Below are 17,102 nucleotides of genomic sequence, written 5' to 3'. Positions count from 1 at the left end.
AAAAACTGTCTTAGTAGTGTCTTTATGACGGTACTTGCGTCCTAGCAAATACCGATATTGCCGTGCTCATCAAACAAACAACTATTCACTGACTTCTTTGATCATATTGCGGGCGATAATAATTTGCTGAATCTGGGTCGTGCCTTCATATAAACGGTATAAGCGCACATCACGATAAAAACGCTCAATACCATAATCCGCAATATAACCCGCACCGCCATGAATTTGTACCGCTCTATCCGCAACACGGCCACACATTTCGGTGGCAAACATCTTGGCACAAGATGACTCAGTGACGACATCTTTACCTTCATCGCGCAGGCGTGAGGCGTCTAATACCATAGATTTGGCCGCATAGATTTCTGCTTTTGAATCAGCAAGCATGGCTTGAATAAGCTGAAAATTGGCAATAGGCTGCCCAAACTGCTTACGCTCAACGGCGTAGTGCAGAGCGTCATCTAACATACGAGTAGCGGCTCCGGTACTTGCTGCAGCAATATGTAAGCGTCCTTTATCAAGGACTTTCATCGCGGTTTTGAAACCTACCCCTTCAACACCACCAATCAAAGCATCAGCAGGCACGACACAGTTATCAAAGATAACATCACAGGTATGAGCGCCTTTTTGGCCCATTTTTTTGTCAATTTTACCCAAAGTAATACCAGGGGTATCGCTCTCAACGATAAAGGCTGAAATGCCACCCGATCTTTTATTTTGTGGGTCAGTACGTGCCATTACGGTAAATACGCCGGCTTCAGGGGCGTTGGTAATATAGCGTTTAGTACCGTTAATAACATAGGTATCACCATCTTTGATGGCAGTGGTCTTTAATGAAGCAGCATCTGAGCCAGAATCCGGCTCGGTCAAACAAAATGAGCCGATGATTTCACCGCTGGCAAGTCTTGGTAGATATTTCTGTTTTTGCGCTTCAGTACCATCGATGACTAGACCAGATGAGCCGATACCGTTGTTTGTGCCTATTAGTGAGCGAAACGCAGGGGATGTGCGCCCTAATTCAAATGCTAGTGTGACCTCTTCTTCCATCGTAACGCCAAGCCCGCCATACTCTTCGGGAATAGTCAGTCCAAACAGCCCCAACTCGCGCATTTGACTAATAATATCGTCTGGAAGACGGTCGTTTTCTGCTACCCAATGTTCCATTGGTATCAATTGGTTATTCACAAATTGGCGGATAGTGTCGGTGATTTGGTTAAGAACGTCCTTATCTCTGATCATGTGATTCTTCCTTGTTTAAGTAATATTCAAATTGAGAGCGGCTTGATGATTGCCTTGAACAAACAGCATAATTGATAGTTTATGAAATTACAATACTTTTGGTTTAAATAACCGCAATGCGGTATTTTTTAAAAAAATAAAGTTCAAATAGTCTGCTTATTTCTAAATTTAACTGCGCTTTACCCTTCACAAAGGAAAATAAACAGTATATATTGGTCTTAGATATCGCTATGCGGTATTAATTATCGTAATTTTAATGTGTTTTAGGAGTTGCAGTACTTTACCTAAGGACACTGATTACCTAAGGACACTGATTAAGGGACAGCATCATGGAAGAGCAAATCATTATTTGTGAGCAAGAAAAAAACGGCGTTAGTGTGATAAGACTCAATCGTCCCAAAGTTCGCAATGCTTTAAATACTGAACTACGCGAACAAATGGCAGAGATTTTCATCAAATTAAACGATGACGTGAACACCAAGGCTATTGTGCTGACAGGTGGTGATAAGGTGTTCGCGGCCGGTGCTGATATCAATGATTTTTTAACCGCGAAAACAGTCGATGTGTACTTGCGTCATAGCGAACGCTATTGGGATGCCATCACCAATTGTCGTAAGCCGATTATCGCAGCAGTAAATGGTTATGCGCTTGGCGGCGGCTGTGAGCTTGCGATGCACGCCGATATCATTGTCGCTGGCAAGTCTGCCAAGTTTGGACAACCAGAGATCAAGATAGGATTGATGCCAGGAGCAGGGGGTACGCAGCGCCTATTTCGTGTGATTGGCAAACATAAAGCCATGAAGCTGATATTAACCGGCGATATGATCAGCGCTGATGAAGCCGATCAAATGGGGCTGGTCTCTGAAGTCGTTGAAGATGAAGTAACTATCAAACGCGCCATCGAGATTGCTGAGCAACTAGCCGGTTACTCGCCTATTGCTTTGACCCAAATTAAAGAGGTCGCCAATCTTGGGGTAGATATGCCACTACAAGCCGCCTTGGCTTTAGAGCGTAAAGCCTTTCAGATCTTGTTTGATACTGAAGATCAAAAAGAAGGCGCAAAAGCCTTTTTGGAAAAACGCACTGCTGAATACAAAGGGCAATAGCACGTTATTACAATCGTATCACTTTTATTTTGAACTGAATATAACAAGAGCATATAAAGGATTATTATGACCGTGAACACATTGGCCATTATTGGCACCGGTATTATGGGAATGGGTATCGCCCAAATCGCAGCTCAAGCTGGGATTAAAGTACTGTTATTTGATGCGAAAGTAGGTGCCGCTGAGCAAGGACGCCAATCCCTGCAAGTCATGCTCGAAAAACTCACCGCCAAAGGCAAATTTACCGATGAGCAGCTACAGTCAACTTTGACCAATCTGATAGTGATTGAAGATTTAAGCAAAATTGTAGAAGCTGAGATAGTCATCGAAGCCATTATAGAAAACTTGGATATAAAACAGCAGCTGTTTAAACAGTTAGAAAGTATTGTCTCTGCCGAGACGATTTTGGCAACCAATACCTCATCGCTAGCGGTGACGGCGATCGCCTCTAATTGCGCACATCCAGAGCGCGTGGCGGGATTTCACTTTTTCAATCCAGTGCCGCTAATGAAAATCGTTGAAGTTATCCCTGGTCTCTCTACCAAAGCTTCAGTGGTAGAGACGCTTAAAGAGTTAGCCAAACGCATGGGGCATTTGGGGGTGGTAGCAAAAGATACTCCAGGTTTTATTGTCAATCATGGTGGCAGAGCTTATGGCACAGAGGCTCTAAAAATATTAGGCGAAGGGGTTGCTAGTTTCGAGGACATCGATCGTATTTTACGTGACGGCGCAGGCTTTCGCATGGGACCGTTTGAGCTGCTTGATCTCACGGGTATCGATGTGTCGCATCCCGTTATGGAGTCAATCTATAATCAATATTACTTTGAGCCTCGCTATCGTCCCCATCCGTTAACGCGTCAGATGTTAATGGGAAAAAAGCTCGGTCGTAAAGTTGGTGAAGGTTTTTATCAATACACAGATAATAAAAAACAAAACGGTCAAAAAGAGACATCAAATACCAATCAACAACCACCTTATAAGACAGATTTCGATACCTCGAACATCTCAGTTTGGATTGGTGCAGATCTAGCAGAAGATAAGCAACAGCTGGTTGACTATCTAAATGCAGGCGACATCACTATCGACGATAACGATAAGCCAAACCCTGATAGTTTGATATTGCTGGCAATCTATGGCGAGGATACCACCAATGCTGCTATTCGTTATCAAGTCAATCCTAACCAAGCAGTCGCCATTGATATGCTGACTGACTTATCTAAGCATCGAACTTTGATGCCAAGTATTGTCACTCAAGATAACTTTGTGGCGCAAGCTTATGCGTTATTTGGTAAAAATAATAAGTTCGGTAAAAGCTCGGATGAAGGCTCAAATGCTGCTGTCGATGCCACACTGATTACTGAAAGCACTGGCTTTGTGGCGCAGCGTGTCATGGCGATGGTCATTAATCTAGGCTGTGATATTGCGATGCAAGGTATTGCCTCTCCTGAAGATATCGATAATGCCGTCAAGCTTGGACTTGGTTATCCGTATGGTCCTATCTCATGGGGAGATAAGCTTGGGGCTCAGAGAATCTTACTTATCTTAGAGCGTATTTATGGGTTAACAGGTGATCAACGTTATCGCCCAAGCCCGTGGTTGCAACGCCGCGCCACGCTAGGTATTTCACTATTTACTCAGCCAAATAAATATTAATACCAATAATACCAACAACCTAGCAATTTTGCTAAACCCTATATTTTAATAAGACAAACTCTCAAAACACAACAAGGAAAAGTTATGTTAGATGCTTATATTTATGACGGATTAAGAAGCCCTTTTGGTCGCCATGGCGGCGCATTAGCTACTGTACGCCCTGATGACTTAATCGCCACGGTGATGAAGACTCTGGTCGAAAAACACCAATTACCGAACGATATTTTTGATGAAGTGCTGATCGGTAATACCAATCAAGCTGGTGAAGACTCTCGCAATATCGCCCGTAATGCTGCGTTGCTAGCAGGGTTAGATGTCAAAACACCCGGTCAAACCGTCAATCGTCTATGCGCCTCAGGGTTATCGACCATCATCGATGCTGCTCACAGCATTACTTGTAATGAGGGTGACGTAATTTTAGCAGGTGGCGTCGAGTCAATGACCCGCGCGCCTTTCGTATTTGCTAAAACCGAGCAGCCTTTTAGTCGTGAATTTAAAGTGTTCGATACAACCATTGGCAGTCGCTTCCCCAATCCTATCATCGAAAAACAGTTTGGCAGCGATACCATGCCACAAACGGGCGATAATGTCGCTCGCAAATACGGCATTACTCGTGAAGAGGCGGATAAATTCGCAGCGGCCTCGCAAGCTAAATACCAAGCGGCAAAACAAGCTGGGTTCTTTGACGATGAAATAACACCAATTATGGTATCGCAAGGTAAAAAACTACCAGAAAAAGCGATATCGGATGATGAGCATCCTCGCGCCAGCTCCACGGTCGAAGCGCTACAAAAGCTTAAACCTTTAAATAATGACGGTGTCGTCACAGCAGGCAATGCGTCAGGTATCAATGATGGCGCAGCTGCTTTAATTATTGGGTCAAAGCGAGCAGAGGAAAAGCTAGGCTTTAAGCCTATTGCTAAGATTCTGTCATCTGGTGCTATGGGTGTTGAGCCGAGTATTATGGGCGTAGGACCTGTTGAGGCTATTAAACTGGCCTTGAAACGTGCTGATCTTACCCTTGATGATATGTCCATCATTGAGATTAATGAAGCGTTTGCCTCGCAAGTACTTGGCTGTCTAAAAGGTTTGGATATTGATTTCGATGACAAACGCGTCAACCCTAATGGCGGTGCTATTGCCGTTGGACATCCACTTGGCGCATCAGGCGCTAGACTGGCTTTAAGTACCGCTCGAGAACTGCAGCGTACGGGCGAAAAATATGCAGTGGTCAGTTTATGCATTGGCATTGGGCAAGGGCTTGCCATGGTGATTGAACGAGTCTAGCCCTTTTTATAGTCAATTCAGTATAAAAGAGTGACAACGTTAGCCTATTTTGAATTGAATTGACTATATACCCTCGCCATATTTTTTTAATATCAAGGATGACAATAATGACGACGATACTTAATCAACATCAGGACTACCAGCAAGCTGAAGAAGCCTATGGTTTTCCTTTGATTATCAAACAGTTACTAAACCGTGCAAAAATCGCCTCTAAAGATCAAACCATTAGTTATGCAGACAAAGTTACTTATACGTATGCTGAATTTTTCAAGCGCGTGAATCGCTTGGCAAACGTGCTTAAAAATATGGGTTTGCAAGCAGGTGATGTGGTTGCTGTTATGGATTGGGACAGTCATCGTTACCTTGAAGCGTACTTTGCCGTGCCGATGTCTGGCATGATTTTGCAAACGGTCAATGTACGCTTGGCTGAAGATAAAGTGCTGTATACCATCAACCATTCCAAGCCAAAAGCTTTGTTATTAAATGCTGAATTTGAGCCAATGGCTAAAAACTACCGTCACGAAGCCCCTTCTATTGAGAAAATTATTTGGCTAGATGACACTCAGTATGATGAAGACACTGAGTATGGTGAAGACACTATAAAAACTCAGCAAGCTAGCATGCCAGATTACGCCGAAGGTGAGTATGAGGCAATGCTAGACACGGTCAGTGATGAGTTTGATTTTCCCGATTTTGATGAAAACACCATCGCCACCACATTTTATACCAGTGGTACAACGGGAGACCCAAAAGGGGTGTTCTTTACCCACAGGCAAATTGTATTACAGACGCTATCGAGTACGCTGGCCTCTGCACTCAGTGCCGAAGGTCAAGGTGCTCGCTACAATGATGTCTATATGCCGATGACACCATTATTCCATGTACATGCATGGTGCTGGCCGTATGGGGCAACCATGATCGGGCTCAAACAAGTGTATCCAGGGCGCTATGTATCCGAAGTATTGGTTGACTTGATTGAACAGCACAAGGTGACCCTCTCGCATGGTGTCCCAACCATTTTACAGATGTTAATTAAAGAAATGGCCACCCGAGGACGCAAGTTTAATGGTCTTAAGTTGTCAGTAGGTGGCTCCAAATTAAACGAAGCTCTAGCTGAAGCCGCCCTTGAAAGTGGCATAGAGTTTATCTCGGGTTTTGGGATGTCAGAGTCCTGTCCTGTCCTTGCCAGAGTGGCATTTGGTGATCAGACAAGTACTATGACAACGACCGAGCAGATCAATTATCGTTGTCTTTCTGGCTCACCCATTATGCTGGTATCGATGGAGATTTGGGATGAGAATGGCAAAGCCTTACCAATGGATGGTGAGTCGACCGGCGAACTCGTTGTTCGAGCGCCTTGGCTGACCCAAAGTTATTTTAAGAATCCAGATGCAGGCGATGAGTTGTGGCGCGGTGGCTGGATGCATACCCAGGATATTGCCTGTATTACCGCTGATGGTACTCTAAAAATTACGGATAGGCTCAAAGACGTCATCAAGTCAGGTGGCGAATGGGTATCCTCGCTTGAAGTCGAGAATATTTTATCGTTTCACCCTTGCGTCGCTGAAGTGGCGGTCATTGGCGTAGCGGATGAAAAATGGGGCGAACGTCCTCTAGCGTTAGTAGTCCTGAAACCTGAGTATGTCGATATAAAAGCGGAGGATATTTTAGCGTTGGGTCATCAAGCGGTTGAAAAAGGCTACTTACCAAAGTATGGCGTCCCCAGTGAAATAAGGTTTTTAGTAGAAATGCCGAAAACCAGTGTGGGTAAGCTTGATAAGAAAAAAATGCGCATTATGTACGAAGAAAAATTGATTTAATCCAAAAAATCCTATTGGTAACTGCAAAAAATAGCCACTTGAGCTTACTGATAATTTGAACAGGTATGTTCATTGGCGTGCCTAGACGAGACAACTATGAAAGCTTTAGCTGTATTACCGGAAGTAGAAGAGACGCTCAACAGAGACAATAACCATCCTATGCATGGTTTTGCGGTTATTTACTCTCAACAAGTAGAGTGGGGCGATATGGATTCTTTTGGGCATGTCAATAATGTGGTCTATTACACTTATGCCCAAAACGCTCGTATTCACTATAACAGTCAATTAAATCTATTTAATGAAAATACTTTTTCAGTCATGGCAGCATCATCCTGTCAATATTTCAAACCAGTAATCTATCCTGACACCTTATGGATTGGGGTTCGAGTCAAGAAAATTGGTAATGCCAGCTTGATTCATGAATATACCTATTATAGTACCGCTATGAAAACTATTGTCGCTAGCGGTGAATCAGTGTTGGTATATCTTGATAAAGCTAGCGGACAAAAGAAAAATATTGATGACACAAAAAAAGCCGCGATTACCGCTTTTGAAAGGGTTAAATAAAGTATGAGGCAAGTTTTTTAATACAGGGAGATAGTGCTGGTATTTATGAAGTGAAAAAATACAGTAGCGATAGCAATTTAAAGGGATTTTCAAACAATACAAGGAATGTATAAATCATGCTTTATATCAAAAAGTTGTCTTTTGGTTTGGCGGTTCTTGGGGCATGTGTACAGGCACAGGCCATAGAACTTGTCACAAATGGAGATACCACTTTAAGTATCGGTGGTTATGTTAAAGCGGAAGGTATATTTTATTCTCCAGATGAAGGCGAGTCTGAGTTCAAAGGAAATGCACGGCAATCTCGGATTAATCTGAAAACCACTAAGAAGGTAGATGATAAAAAATTAACAGGTTTTATCGAAGGGGATTTTTATGGTAATGCCGCAAATGGTGGTTCAGACTTACGGCTTCGTCATGCTTATGTTCAGGTCGATGATTTGACCGTAGGTAAGACATGGAATGGTCAGTTTTTAGCGGTCTTCCCACTTTTAACTGAACAGCTCGACTTTCGAGGTACGGGTTTGGGAACCATCTCTGGTGGTGGCGCTGATATTCGTCCAGATTTGACCGTTCATTATACCCATAAAGGGCTTCGTTTGACGGCTCAACAACCTGTTTATGAGGAAGCTAACCTGCCTGATATGGTGGTGAGCTATAAAAATAACATATCCGATCTTAGCTATAACTTAGCAGTCACTGCGCGTGAGGCTAAAAATGGAGATGATTCAGATGTCGGTGTCGGCGTTTCTTTGGCCGGTAAACTCAAACTGGGTAACGATTCATTACATGCGAGCGTATTCAACGGTGAAGGGATGGGCGTCTATTCCACAGTATGTGTCGGAAAAATGCTCGGGGCAACTGGAGCTGCAGATTGTGATGCTGAAAACGGCGAACTTGTGTCGCAAACGGGCTTTACGGTAGGATATAGGCATAAATTTTCAGAAAAACTTCTTAGTAACATGCGTTATGGTGAGATTAATGTAGATGATGCGGCTGATACTTCTGTCAATGTAAAAAGCGTCAACCTTGTCTATAATTATTTACCAGATTTGGATTTTGGTATTGAGTGGCGGGATCGGAGTGACAAAACCTTATCACGTGTAAAAAAAGGGCAGCAAGTCGAAATCATGGCCAAATATAGTTTCTAAGCCGAATAGTTTCTAAGCCGAATAGTTTCTAAGCCGAATAGTTTCTAAGCCGAATAGTTTCTAAGCCAAGTAGCCAAATAGTATTTTGTTTAAAATTATATGTCGTATAGATTGTGATTATGTATAGTTAAAATATTTCAAAAACGCTACAGTACTGCTGGTATAAATTTTTTGCAGCCTCTGTCGGCTAGCTACAGCAAGCAAGAAAAATTAATATCAGCAGTACTGGATGTATCGATATTACTTTTCTCTGACTATAGTTAGTGCTTATATAACAGGTTGCGTAAAAGGCACATAAAGCTTGTCACTTATGATTGCTCAAAGGTCTCTTATATGGCTTACTAGACAATGACAATGACAATGACAATGCTAAATTATCATAGTCAGTGCTAAATAAAAGAAATACAAATGTTATGAAAATTTAAACGCGCTATTGGTATAAATTTTACTGGCGTGCTGCGTTCCCAGAGGCTGCGTAAAATTCATACCAATAGCGCTATAACACTTTTGTAATAAACGCACTATATATTACAAGCCAGCGCACAAAATAAACTTAGACACTTTACAAGGTAACTTATAAGGCGTCTAAGTTTATTATTTTAAAGGTTTTTTGAAAAAAAGGCTTGCGAGCGCACAGGCTATCGTTAACGACAATAACATCGATACTAAGGTATGACTGAAAAAATGGTCGCCAAATGCCATCTTATATATCCCCATCGTCCAACCTAAGCTCGTGACTATGACAAATATTTTATAGCAATATTTTTGTAGTGTTGGCAAAAACACCAATCCATATAAAGAGAATCCTGCACTGGCATGCGCCGCTGGAAAGCACTTCGCCGGCGTTTTAGTGAGTATGCTTTGCCAGAGATTAAGATAAGGCAAATCACCACTAAATAAAGATAAATTATTTGGGCAGCTGACATGGGTAAAGCTCTTTAGCGTTGCGATGATTGTAGGCACCATAATTATAGTGATTAATAAATAACCTACCTCTCGGCTAGATAATGCTGCGATTGGTCTGATAAAAAACACGTTAGCATTCACAGTATGAGCGTATCGACGTTGCCAATAGCGCCAAATTAATAATGTGATCAAACAAATCCCTAATAATATTAGCAATAATTTGGGAAAATCATAAAAAATAAACGCATAAGGCTGTGCGCCTTTTTCAATAAGCCAATGTCCATTTGCATAGAAAAGTTTACTAATACGAACATCAAATTGGCTGTGCTCAAACGCCAGTGTCGCAATAATGGTTAAGCACAGCAGCTTGAGCCACATCCAATCCGTTGAGTTTTTTGCTAGCGTCATTGAGTCACCTTTTAAAATACATTAAGTCGTCAGTGTCCAAGTCTTACTCAATATAAAAGTTTCCATAACGCCATTAGCCATAAGACAAACAAAAGCAATAACGCCAAAAACTGCGCTGCAGAACCCACATCTTTGGCTATTTTGGCGAGTGGATGCTGGTTCGTTGAGGTATGGTCAACACTGGCTTCAATACCGGTATTAAACAGCTCGACGATAAGGGATAAGAAAGAGGTGATGATAAGCATCATTTTTATGCTGATATCAAAAGGGATAAGAATGATTGCAATGAACAACACACTATTCAGCCAAAATACTTGTCTAAAAGCCGCCTCAAACTTGTAAGCCGCTTTAAAGCCATCTATAGAGTAGCCCGTGGCTTTAGCAATACGAGAGAGACCTTTGTTGCCTTTAGCAATACTGGCATAACTATTGGGGGTAAGTAGCTGAGGAGCTGTCGTTTGGGTTTTTGATTCAGAGTTGACTGTATTCATATTAAATTCTTAATACTCATTAATATTGAGTTACGCTAGATATTTTGCATAGTCAAAAAAATAATTAAACAAAAATTAGCCTATTGTATTCCTAAATATATTATAAGACGGTGAATATTAAGAAAGCGTTAAGACAGTATTGATTGGTTGGTTCATAAAATACAGTAAAGACCTATATAGGCTATTTTTTATAATAAATACTAAACGTACTACCGCCTGTAGCATGGGCTTGATGGGTAAGCTTCCAGTCCATATGAGTCATGATACGTTGTACGATGCTCAGACCCAAACCCGTTCCTTCTACCTGATCGCCTGTCTTCATATCATTTAGACGCTCAAATCTCTCATATAGCAGCGGCATCATAATCTCGGGAATACCAAGACCGGTATCAGAGACTGTGATTTTTTCACTATCGATGGTTACGATGACTTCACCATCATCAGTGTACTGAAAGGCATTTTTTATTAAATTTCCCAATGCCATTTTTAGCAGTTCAGGTCGCACATAAGCCACATAATCTTGCTCAGCGACTACTTTGCAACTTACCGGTTTATGGCGCAGCAAATATTGTAAGCGTGATACTTCATTTAGAGCGATATCATTGATAGAGGTTTGCGGTGTATCTAACTGTTCGGGCGCGCGCGATAAGAGCAGTAAGGCACTGATGATTTCAGAGGTTTCTTTGGCGGTCGTGCTAATACGGTTGGCAAATTCGCGCAAGTGACTGTTGTCTTCAAGTTGTGAGGCTAATACCTCAGATGCGCCCATGATAATGGTTAACGGTGTGCGAAGTTCATGACTGACGTCACCGGTAAACAGCTGCTCGCGTTTTAGATACTGCTCTAGCTTGTGATTTTTTTCATCGATAGCTCGTGCTAATACCCCAACTTCTGAGGGTAGGTGGGTTAATTCAGTTAAGTTTTGATGATCGGTTTCCACTGCTTGCTTTAAATCTAATAAAGGCTTGATGATTTGCTTAGAGGATAAATGAGAGAATAACGCTGCAATGAGCAAACTCAAGATAACCGCAATTTTTAGTGCATCCGCAAATATATCCTCTAAGTTTTCGAAGATGGTTAAAACAGGATAGTTTGCCATCACCATCTTGGTATCTTCTAAGTAGGTCAAAATATACTGTTGCGCGTTTTGTTGATGAGCAAAAAAATGAAGGTTCGCTTTGGTTTTGCCGGCTTGATTATTCACGGTTACAGGTATCTCTTGAACGGTTTCGTTCACTATCGCTTTTAAATTCTCAGGTGCACTGTCATAACGATAAATTTTGATACCCGGATTGGCTGTATAAATAGCCCGCTCACCTTCTTTTTCTTGACTGAGTTGTAGCTGTTGTAGAAGACGCCCTTTCACTAAATCCTGTTCGATTCGCATCTCAGCATACATAAAAATACTGACGAACGTTGTACATAGCAGCAAGGCAAATAAAAAGTAGGAGATTCGAAACTTATTAGCGATTGAGTCTATAGTGAACATGGCAGGTACTTATTTAGTGTAAGGCAGTAGATAGAGCAAGAAAAAATATAGAGACGAATGCTTATAATAGATGTTAATCTTTAAATCGTATTATGACGTTTTACACTTTATCTGGGTCAATAATTTGGTAACCAACACCAGCCATGGTTACTATCATGGCTCTATCGAAGGGTTTATCAACTTGCGCACGCACACTGTGCAAATGTGTACGAAGCGCATCACTGCTTGGCACATCCTGTCCCCATACTTTTTCCTCAAGCTCATTTTTACTAACCACTCGTGGCGAGGCACTCATCAAGGTTTGTAAGATTTTGAATCCCGTTGGGGTTAGCTTTAAGGGCTTGTCATCTCGCTTGATACTATGTTCAGCTGCGTTAAGAGACAATGCGCCGACTTGTATACTGTGCTGAAAATGCTCGTCTTGATGGCGGCGTATCAAGGCTTTGATACGTGCTTCTAATTCGACCAATGAGAAAGGCTTGATAAGATAATCATCGGCACCGCTATCAAAACCTGCCACTTTGTCCAAAATAGTATCGCGTGCAGTCAGCATCAATACGGGCGTCTTATCATGCAGCTCTTCTCTGAGCGTTTTGCACAGTTTGGTGCCATCCATACCCGGAAGCATCACGTCGAGTAGTATCACGTCGTAGCGATTGTTTGCTGCCAGTGCCAAACCACTCAGTCCATTATGAGCATTGTCCAATTCAAAACCCTTTGGTTCAAAGAAAGCATAAATATTTGCCACGATATCAGGATTGTCTTCAATAATAAGTATCTTGTACATAGATGTCTCGAGTATAAATGCTAGCAGTGCTTTGGTTAAAAAGATTAATGAACAGTTTTGAAAAAGGTTGGCTCTGACTGAACTTCTTTAGTCGTAATATTAAAGAAGCTTAGCAGGGTTGGGGTAATAAAATCATGTGATACTGGCTCATTGGTCATATCAGACAGACTTTTAGCATTGATACTATTGCCATTAGGTGACCAGATAATCACTGGCACCTGTTTTTGAGCATTCGGCGCAATACCGTATGGCAGACCATGTAAATATACATTGTTTTCACCCAGACTTTCTCCATGATCACTCATATATACCATCACCACATCATAGTCTTGCTCGTAGGGTTTTAGCGTGTCTATGACGGCATTTAAAAAGTAATCGGTATAGCGAATTGCATTGTCATAACCATTTATGACGGATTGAGCATCACACTTAGATAACTCGTTGGTCATACAGACAGGCTTATATTCTTCAAATGCTTTGGGATAGCGTTGGTAATAGGCAGGACCGTGATTGCCCATTTGATGTAATACAATCAGTGTGTCTTTTGGCTTCGCCGCTGCTTTAACCTCTGTGTCCGACTTAACTAAAGCATCAAAACCGTCAAGCATACCTATGTCTCGACACTCACTATCACAATTAGGGTTTACCTCAGGTATTTTATAGTCCTCAACAATGACGCGATCTGCCACGCCTTTAGAGCTAGAATTGTTGTCTCGCCAGATGACATTAACGCCTTGTTTATGAAGGGTGTCAAGTACGTTTTCATTGTATTCAGCCGTGTCTATGTCGTAGTCTTTTCTGTTAGCATAGCTAAACATGCAAGGTACTGAATAAGCGGTTGATGTGCCGCAAGAGGTCGCATGCTTGAAGCTATAGATATCTGGCTGGCTCGCAAGTAGCGGCATCGTATCGCGTTTATAGCCATTTAAGCCAATATGGTCAGCGCGAACCGTTTCACCGACTACGAATACCATCAGCTTAGGTTTTGCTGTACTACTGGCTACTGTATGTTTTGCATCTGTCGCATGCAGTATCAAAGTATCAGGGCGACGCAACTCATCGACATAGTCAGTACCGAGCTTGATAACAGAATAAATAGGGGTAATGGGGTTGGTATAACTACGCACTATCTTATGCTGGCGAAAAAAGCTGGCGTATTGATCTCCAAATGGCAATAGGCAAACTGCTATTATCGCAATAGAGCTTATCAAGGTGATTGCCTTTTGCAAGATGGATTTACCGATAGATAGGCGCTTTATCCGCAGCTTACTGATAATAAAAGCAGGTAGCACACCCAATAGCAACAGTCGAATCATAAAGCTTGGTGCCATCAATCCCATCGCTTCTGCTTGGTCGGTCTGTAAGCTATTGATCAGCATGCCACTATCAAATATCGTCCCATACGTATCAGTGAAATAACCACATACTGCTGCAATCAGCACCATAGCAATCAGTACCACTTTCGCTGTCGGTCGATAGCATAACAGCTGAAATATCAACCACATCAGTCCAAACAATAAGCCAGTAAGAGAAATGATAAAACCAATGTTATCCGCGAATGGATATATCATTAACACTTGCTTAAAGAAACCGGTATTTGCCGTAGCAACGAGGTAGAGCGTAACCACTATAATCAGATAAGTAAGATTGAGCTCACAATGATAAAATTTACTTTTAGCGTAGATTGCCTTATTATTTTTAGCAAGGCCAATATTATGGGTTTCTACAATGGCTGAATCAGCAATTAAGTGTTTTGACATACACGGACTTCTTAATAGAGTGAGATGAATTTCATTCTCTAAGGTAGCAATGACCTTGTTAAGAAGATGTTAAGAAGCCTAGATTAAATGCATAATAGATAACGAAGATCAGAGTGTATTTGATACTCCAAAAATTCATAAATCATCTACAAAAATGGTTGTAAAAAGAGACCTCTCATTCATGATTACGCTCATCCAAAAAAATCAGCAGTTGTTTGCCTTAGGAATCTTTATTCTATTGGTGATGTTTTTTTTATGGGTTTTACAGTATGCGGTCATTCGCTATGGTCAGACAGTACTGAATCAGCTACTGAAATCTTGGACGGCGCTTAGACGGTATTTGAGTCAAAGCAAACGCCTTATTCGATTAAGAAATAACTACCCAAAACTGTATGATGCTTTGTCACAAAGGCTTGACATACAGCACTTTTATGGATTGCCTCTGACAGTCTTATTGCTAGTCATGGGTTATATCTTAGCTTTGTTTTTTGGCTTGGTGGAAGATGTCGTTACTTCAGATACTATCGTGGCAATGGACTTTTTTGTGTCACAGCAGATGAGTATGCTGAGTGAGTCGCCTATAGTAACGTTTTTCATCCTGATGACAAGCTTTGCCTCTACTGCAACGACCTGTTTAATCGTATTGCTCGTCTCTATTTTATGCTGGATAATTCGCCAACGCTATATATTAGTAGGGTTATTGATAGCCACGCTAGGAAGCACTATATTTACCTTCCTCAGTAAACTATTGTTTCATCGCACGCGACCAGTAGATATTTTACTGTTTGAGCAGACAGATTCCTTTCCGAGTGGCCATGCAACGATTACGGTCGCGTTATATGGGTTTCTTGCTTACATGGCTATTCGTTTTAGTCGCAGCTTTGCCACGCAAGTCCGCATAGCTGCGATCACCATCTTTTTCTCTCTACTGATAGGATTAAGCAGAATTTTGCTGAATGAGCATTATTTGAGTGATGTACTCGGAGGTTATTTGGTGGGGGCATTGTGGCTAATGGTAGCGATTAGTATGACAGAGTGGCTAAGGGCGCGTAACAAAATTGATTGGCAGATAGTTTGGTCGGTTACGCATTTTCGTCTGGTCTGGCTCAGTGTTATATGTGTACTAATTGGCACCTCGATATATGCAGAATTTTATCAGTTTCCATTGTTACTCTAGGTAAGCTCGATGCATTCACCATTATAAGCAGAATAAGCTGCTTCAGCACTCCATAAAAATTACTATATAATCTGACGCTTATAGGCAAATATTTGTTATTGTTGATGGATAATTATCCAACTGCTATTTCTAATAGGCTGCTTAATAAATCATCATGATACTAAATCCATTTACCCGTCTTAGCGGCTCTATCAGTGCTGGGATAACTATTTTTGTGATTGTATTACACGGTCTTACTGTGTGGGCTGTGATATCTATGGATAACCCAGAAATTCCTGACATCAAGCCGGCTAAGCCTCAGGCAATCCAATTAGAGCTAGTGACATTGCCAACATCAACATCATCTTCTGAAAAAATCCGTGCCGAAAACACCCTTACAAAACCCAATCCTGCTCCTCAGATACTGCCGCAATTAGAGGAAAAATCCGCTGAATTACTAGAGAATAAACTGTTAGAAGCTAAGCCAGTGAAATCTGTGCCAGAGCCGACCTTTAGTAAAGCATTAGATTCTGTCAAAACACTAAATCCTGAACCAAAAAAACAACTATCTGATCCAATAAATAAGCAGTCAAATCCAGAAAAGACTAAGATTAAAAAACAAACTCAATCGCCAGTCTTAGTACAAAAGAATGCCGCCAAAGAATCTGAAGAGATGACTAAGGAAATGGCTGAAGAACAAGATATTCTTGCATTGGTTCAAGCGATGACAGAACAGGTCAGTCCTGAATCAACAAATATGTCAACGCAAGGGCTGGTCATAAAAGAGACGAGAAAAACAGTCAAGGTTAAGGCTGAAGATGAGATAGATATAGCTTCGTTGATCAGATCGGTGACAGCACAGTTCAATCGAGATCAAGCTCGTCAGTGGCAAGAAGGTAGAAAGCGCGCGGGGCAAGAGCTGTTGCAAGCACAGGCTGGCAAAGCTAATGAGAAACAAAAACAACTCAATCTCGATGATGAGCCAGTCAGTTTTCTGGAGGAGCAAGCAAGTTGGCTTGATCAGAAACCTATAACAGACCTACCGTCGGCAATCTGGCGTGAAGTGACTGGTCAATCTGGCGATGTTTTCACCGTACTATTAGCGCTTTATGTCGATAAAAATGGCTACATTACGGATGTGCAGTTGCTCGAATCATCGGGCAATAATATTATCGATATCGCAGCCATGACCCAAGTCAGAGCAGGACAACTTAAACCCTTCCAACAAAATAAGCGACTCGTTAATGGTGTTGTACCGATGTCATTAATATATGAGCGTCCTTAATCT

The 17,102-nt window shown here is 41.7% G+C and carries 14 protein-coding genes; 8 read left to right on the top strand and 6 right to left on the bottom strand.

What is annotated here, in order from left to right:
* Positions 1-81: 81 nt before the first annotated feature.
* On the bottom strand, positions 82-1,236 hold the full coding sequence (locus tag JMW90_RS01005; protein ID WP_201561256.1) for an acyl-CoA dehydrogenase family protein: 1,155 nt from the start codon (positions 1,234-1,236) through the stop codon (positions 82-84).
* A gap of 329 nt (positions 1,237-1,565) precedes the next feature.
* On the opposite strand from JMW90_RS01005, the gene JMW90_RS01000 reads away from it, so the two are divergent.
* The 6 genes from JMW90_RS01000 to JMW90_RS00975 all read left to right on the top strand — a co-directional run bounded on the left by JMW90_RS01000 (position 1,566) and on the right by JMW90_RS00975 (position 8,817).
* Positions 1,566-2,342, top strand: a complete 777-nt coding sequence (locus tag JMW90_RS01000; RefSeq protein WP_201561255.1) for an enoyl-CoA hydratase — start codon at positions 1,566-1,568, stop codon at positions 2,340-2,342.
* Positions 2,343-2,408: 66 nt separating this feature from the next.
* Positions 2,409-3,995 carry a 3-hydroxyacyl-CoA dehydrogenase gene (locus JMW90_RS00995; RefSeq protein WP_201561254.1) on the top strand — a complete coding sequence of 529 codons (1,587 nt, stop codon included), beginning with the start codon at positions 2,409-2,411 and terminating at the stop codon, positions 3,993-3,995.
* Between the two features lie 84 nt (positions 3,996-4,079).
* Positions 4,080-5,282 (top strand): 3-oxoadipyl-CoA thiolase, encoded by a 1,203-nt coding sequence (locus JMW90_RS00990; protein WP_201561253.1) that lies wholly within the window; start codon positions 4,080-4,082, stop codon positions 5,280-5,282.
* Positions 5,283-5,389: 107 nt separating this feature from the next.
* Positions 5,390-7,102, top strand: coding sequence for a fatty acid--CoA ligase (locus JMW90_RS00985; protein WP_201561252.1), 1,713 nt, complete (start codon positions 5,390-5,392; stop codon positions 7,100-7,102).
* 96 nt (positions 7,103-7,198) lie between these two features.
* A complete protein-coding gene (locus JMW90_RS00980; protein WP_201561251.1) occupies positions 7,199-7,669 on the top strand; it encodes an acyl-CoA thioesterase in 471 nt (156 codons plus the stop codon).
* 116 nt (positions 7,670-7,785) lie between these two features.
* Positions 7,786-8,817: a porin gene (locus tag JMW90_RS00975; protein WP_201561250.1), complete on the top strand. Its 1,032-nt coding sequence runs from the start codon at positions 7,786-7,788 to the stop codon at positions 8,815-8,817.
* A gap of 594 nt (positions 8,818-9,411) precedes the next feature.
* On the opposite strand, the gene JMW90_RS00970 is transcribed toward JMW90_RS00975, so the two are convergent.
* From JMW90_RS00970 to JMW90_RS00950, 5 genes are all read right to left on the bottom strand, one after another.
* Positions 9,412-10,131 (bottom strand): PAP2 family lipid A phosphatase, encoded by a 720-nt coding sequence (locus JMW90_RS00970; protein WP_201561249.1) that lies wholly within the window; start codon positions 10,129-10,131, stop codon positions 9,412-9,414.
* A gap of 47 nt (positions 10,132-10,178) precedes the next feature.
* Positions 10,179-10,622 (bottom strand): diacylglycerol kinase, encoded by a 444-nt coding sequence (locus JMW90_RS00965; protein ID WP_201561248.1) that lies wholly within the window; start codon positions 10,620-10,622, stop codon positions 10,179-10,181.
* Positions 10,623-10,803: 181 nt separating this feature from the next.
* Entirely contained in the window at positions 10,804-12,111 is a 1,308-nt protein-coding gene (locus tag JMW90_RS00960; protein ID WP_201561247.1) for a sensor histidine kinase, read from the bottom strand.
* Positions 12,112-12,211: 100 nt separating this feature from the next.
* A complete protein-coding gene (locus JMW90_RS00955; protein WP_201561246.1) occupies positions 12,212-12,898 on the bottom strand; it encodes a response regulator transcription factor in 687 nt (228 codons plus the stop codon).
* Between the two features lie 44 nt (positions 12,899-12,942).
* Positions 12,943-14,658 carry a phosphoethanolamine transferase gene (locus JMW90_RS00950; RefSeq protein WP_201561245.1) on the bottom strand — a complete coding sequence of 572 codons (1,716 nt, stop codon included), beginning with the start codon at positions 14,656-14,658 and terminating at the stop codon, positions 12,943-12,945.
* 181 nt (positions 14,659-14,839) lie between these two features.
* Between JMW90_RS00950 and JMW90_RS00945 the strand changes: the two genes are divergently transcribed.
* Together JMW90_RS00945 and JMW90_RS00940 are read left to right on the top strand one after the other, a co-directional pair.
* Entirely contained in the window at positions 14,840-15,835 is a 996-nt protein-coding gene (locus JMW90_RS00945) for a phosphatase PAP2 family protein (RefSeq protein WP_201561244.1), read from the top strand.
* Positions 15,836-16,091: 256 nt separating this feature from the next.
* Positions 16,092-17,099 carry a TonB family protein gene (locus tag JMW90_RS00940; protein WP_227691810.1) on the top strand — a complete coding sequence of 336 codons (1,008 nt, stop codon included), beginning with the start codon at positions 16,092-16,094 and terminating at the stop codon, positions 17,097-17,099.
* Positions 17,100-17,102: the final 3 nt, after the last annotated feature.

It is taken from the genome of Psychrobacter glacincola (assembly GCF_904846215.1).
GTDB classification, from domain to species: Bacteria; Pseudomonadota; Gammaproteobacteria; order Pseudomonadales; family Moraxellaceae; genus Psychrobacter; species Psychrobacter glacincola.
This window is presented reverse-complemented; position numbering and strand designations above follow the sequence as displayed.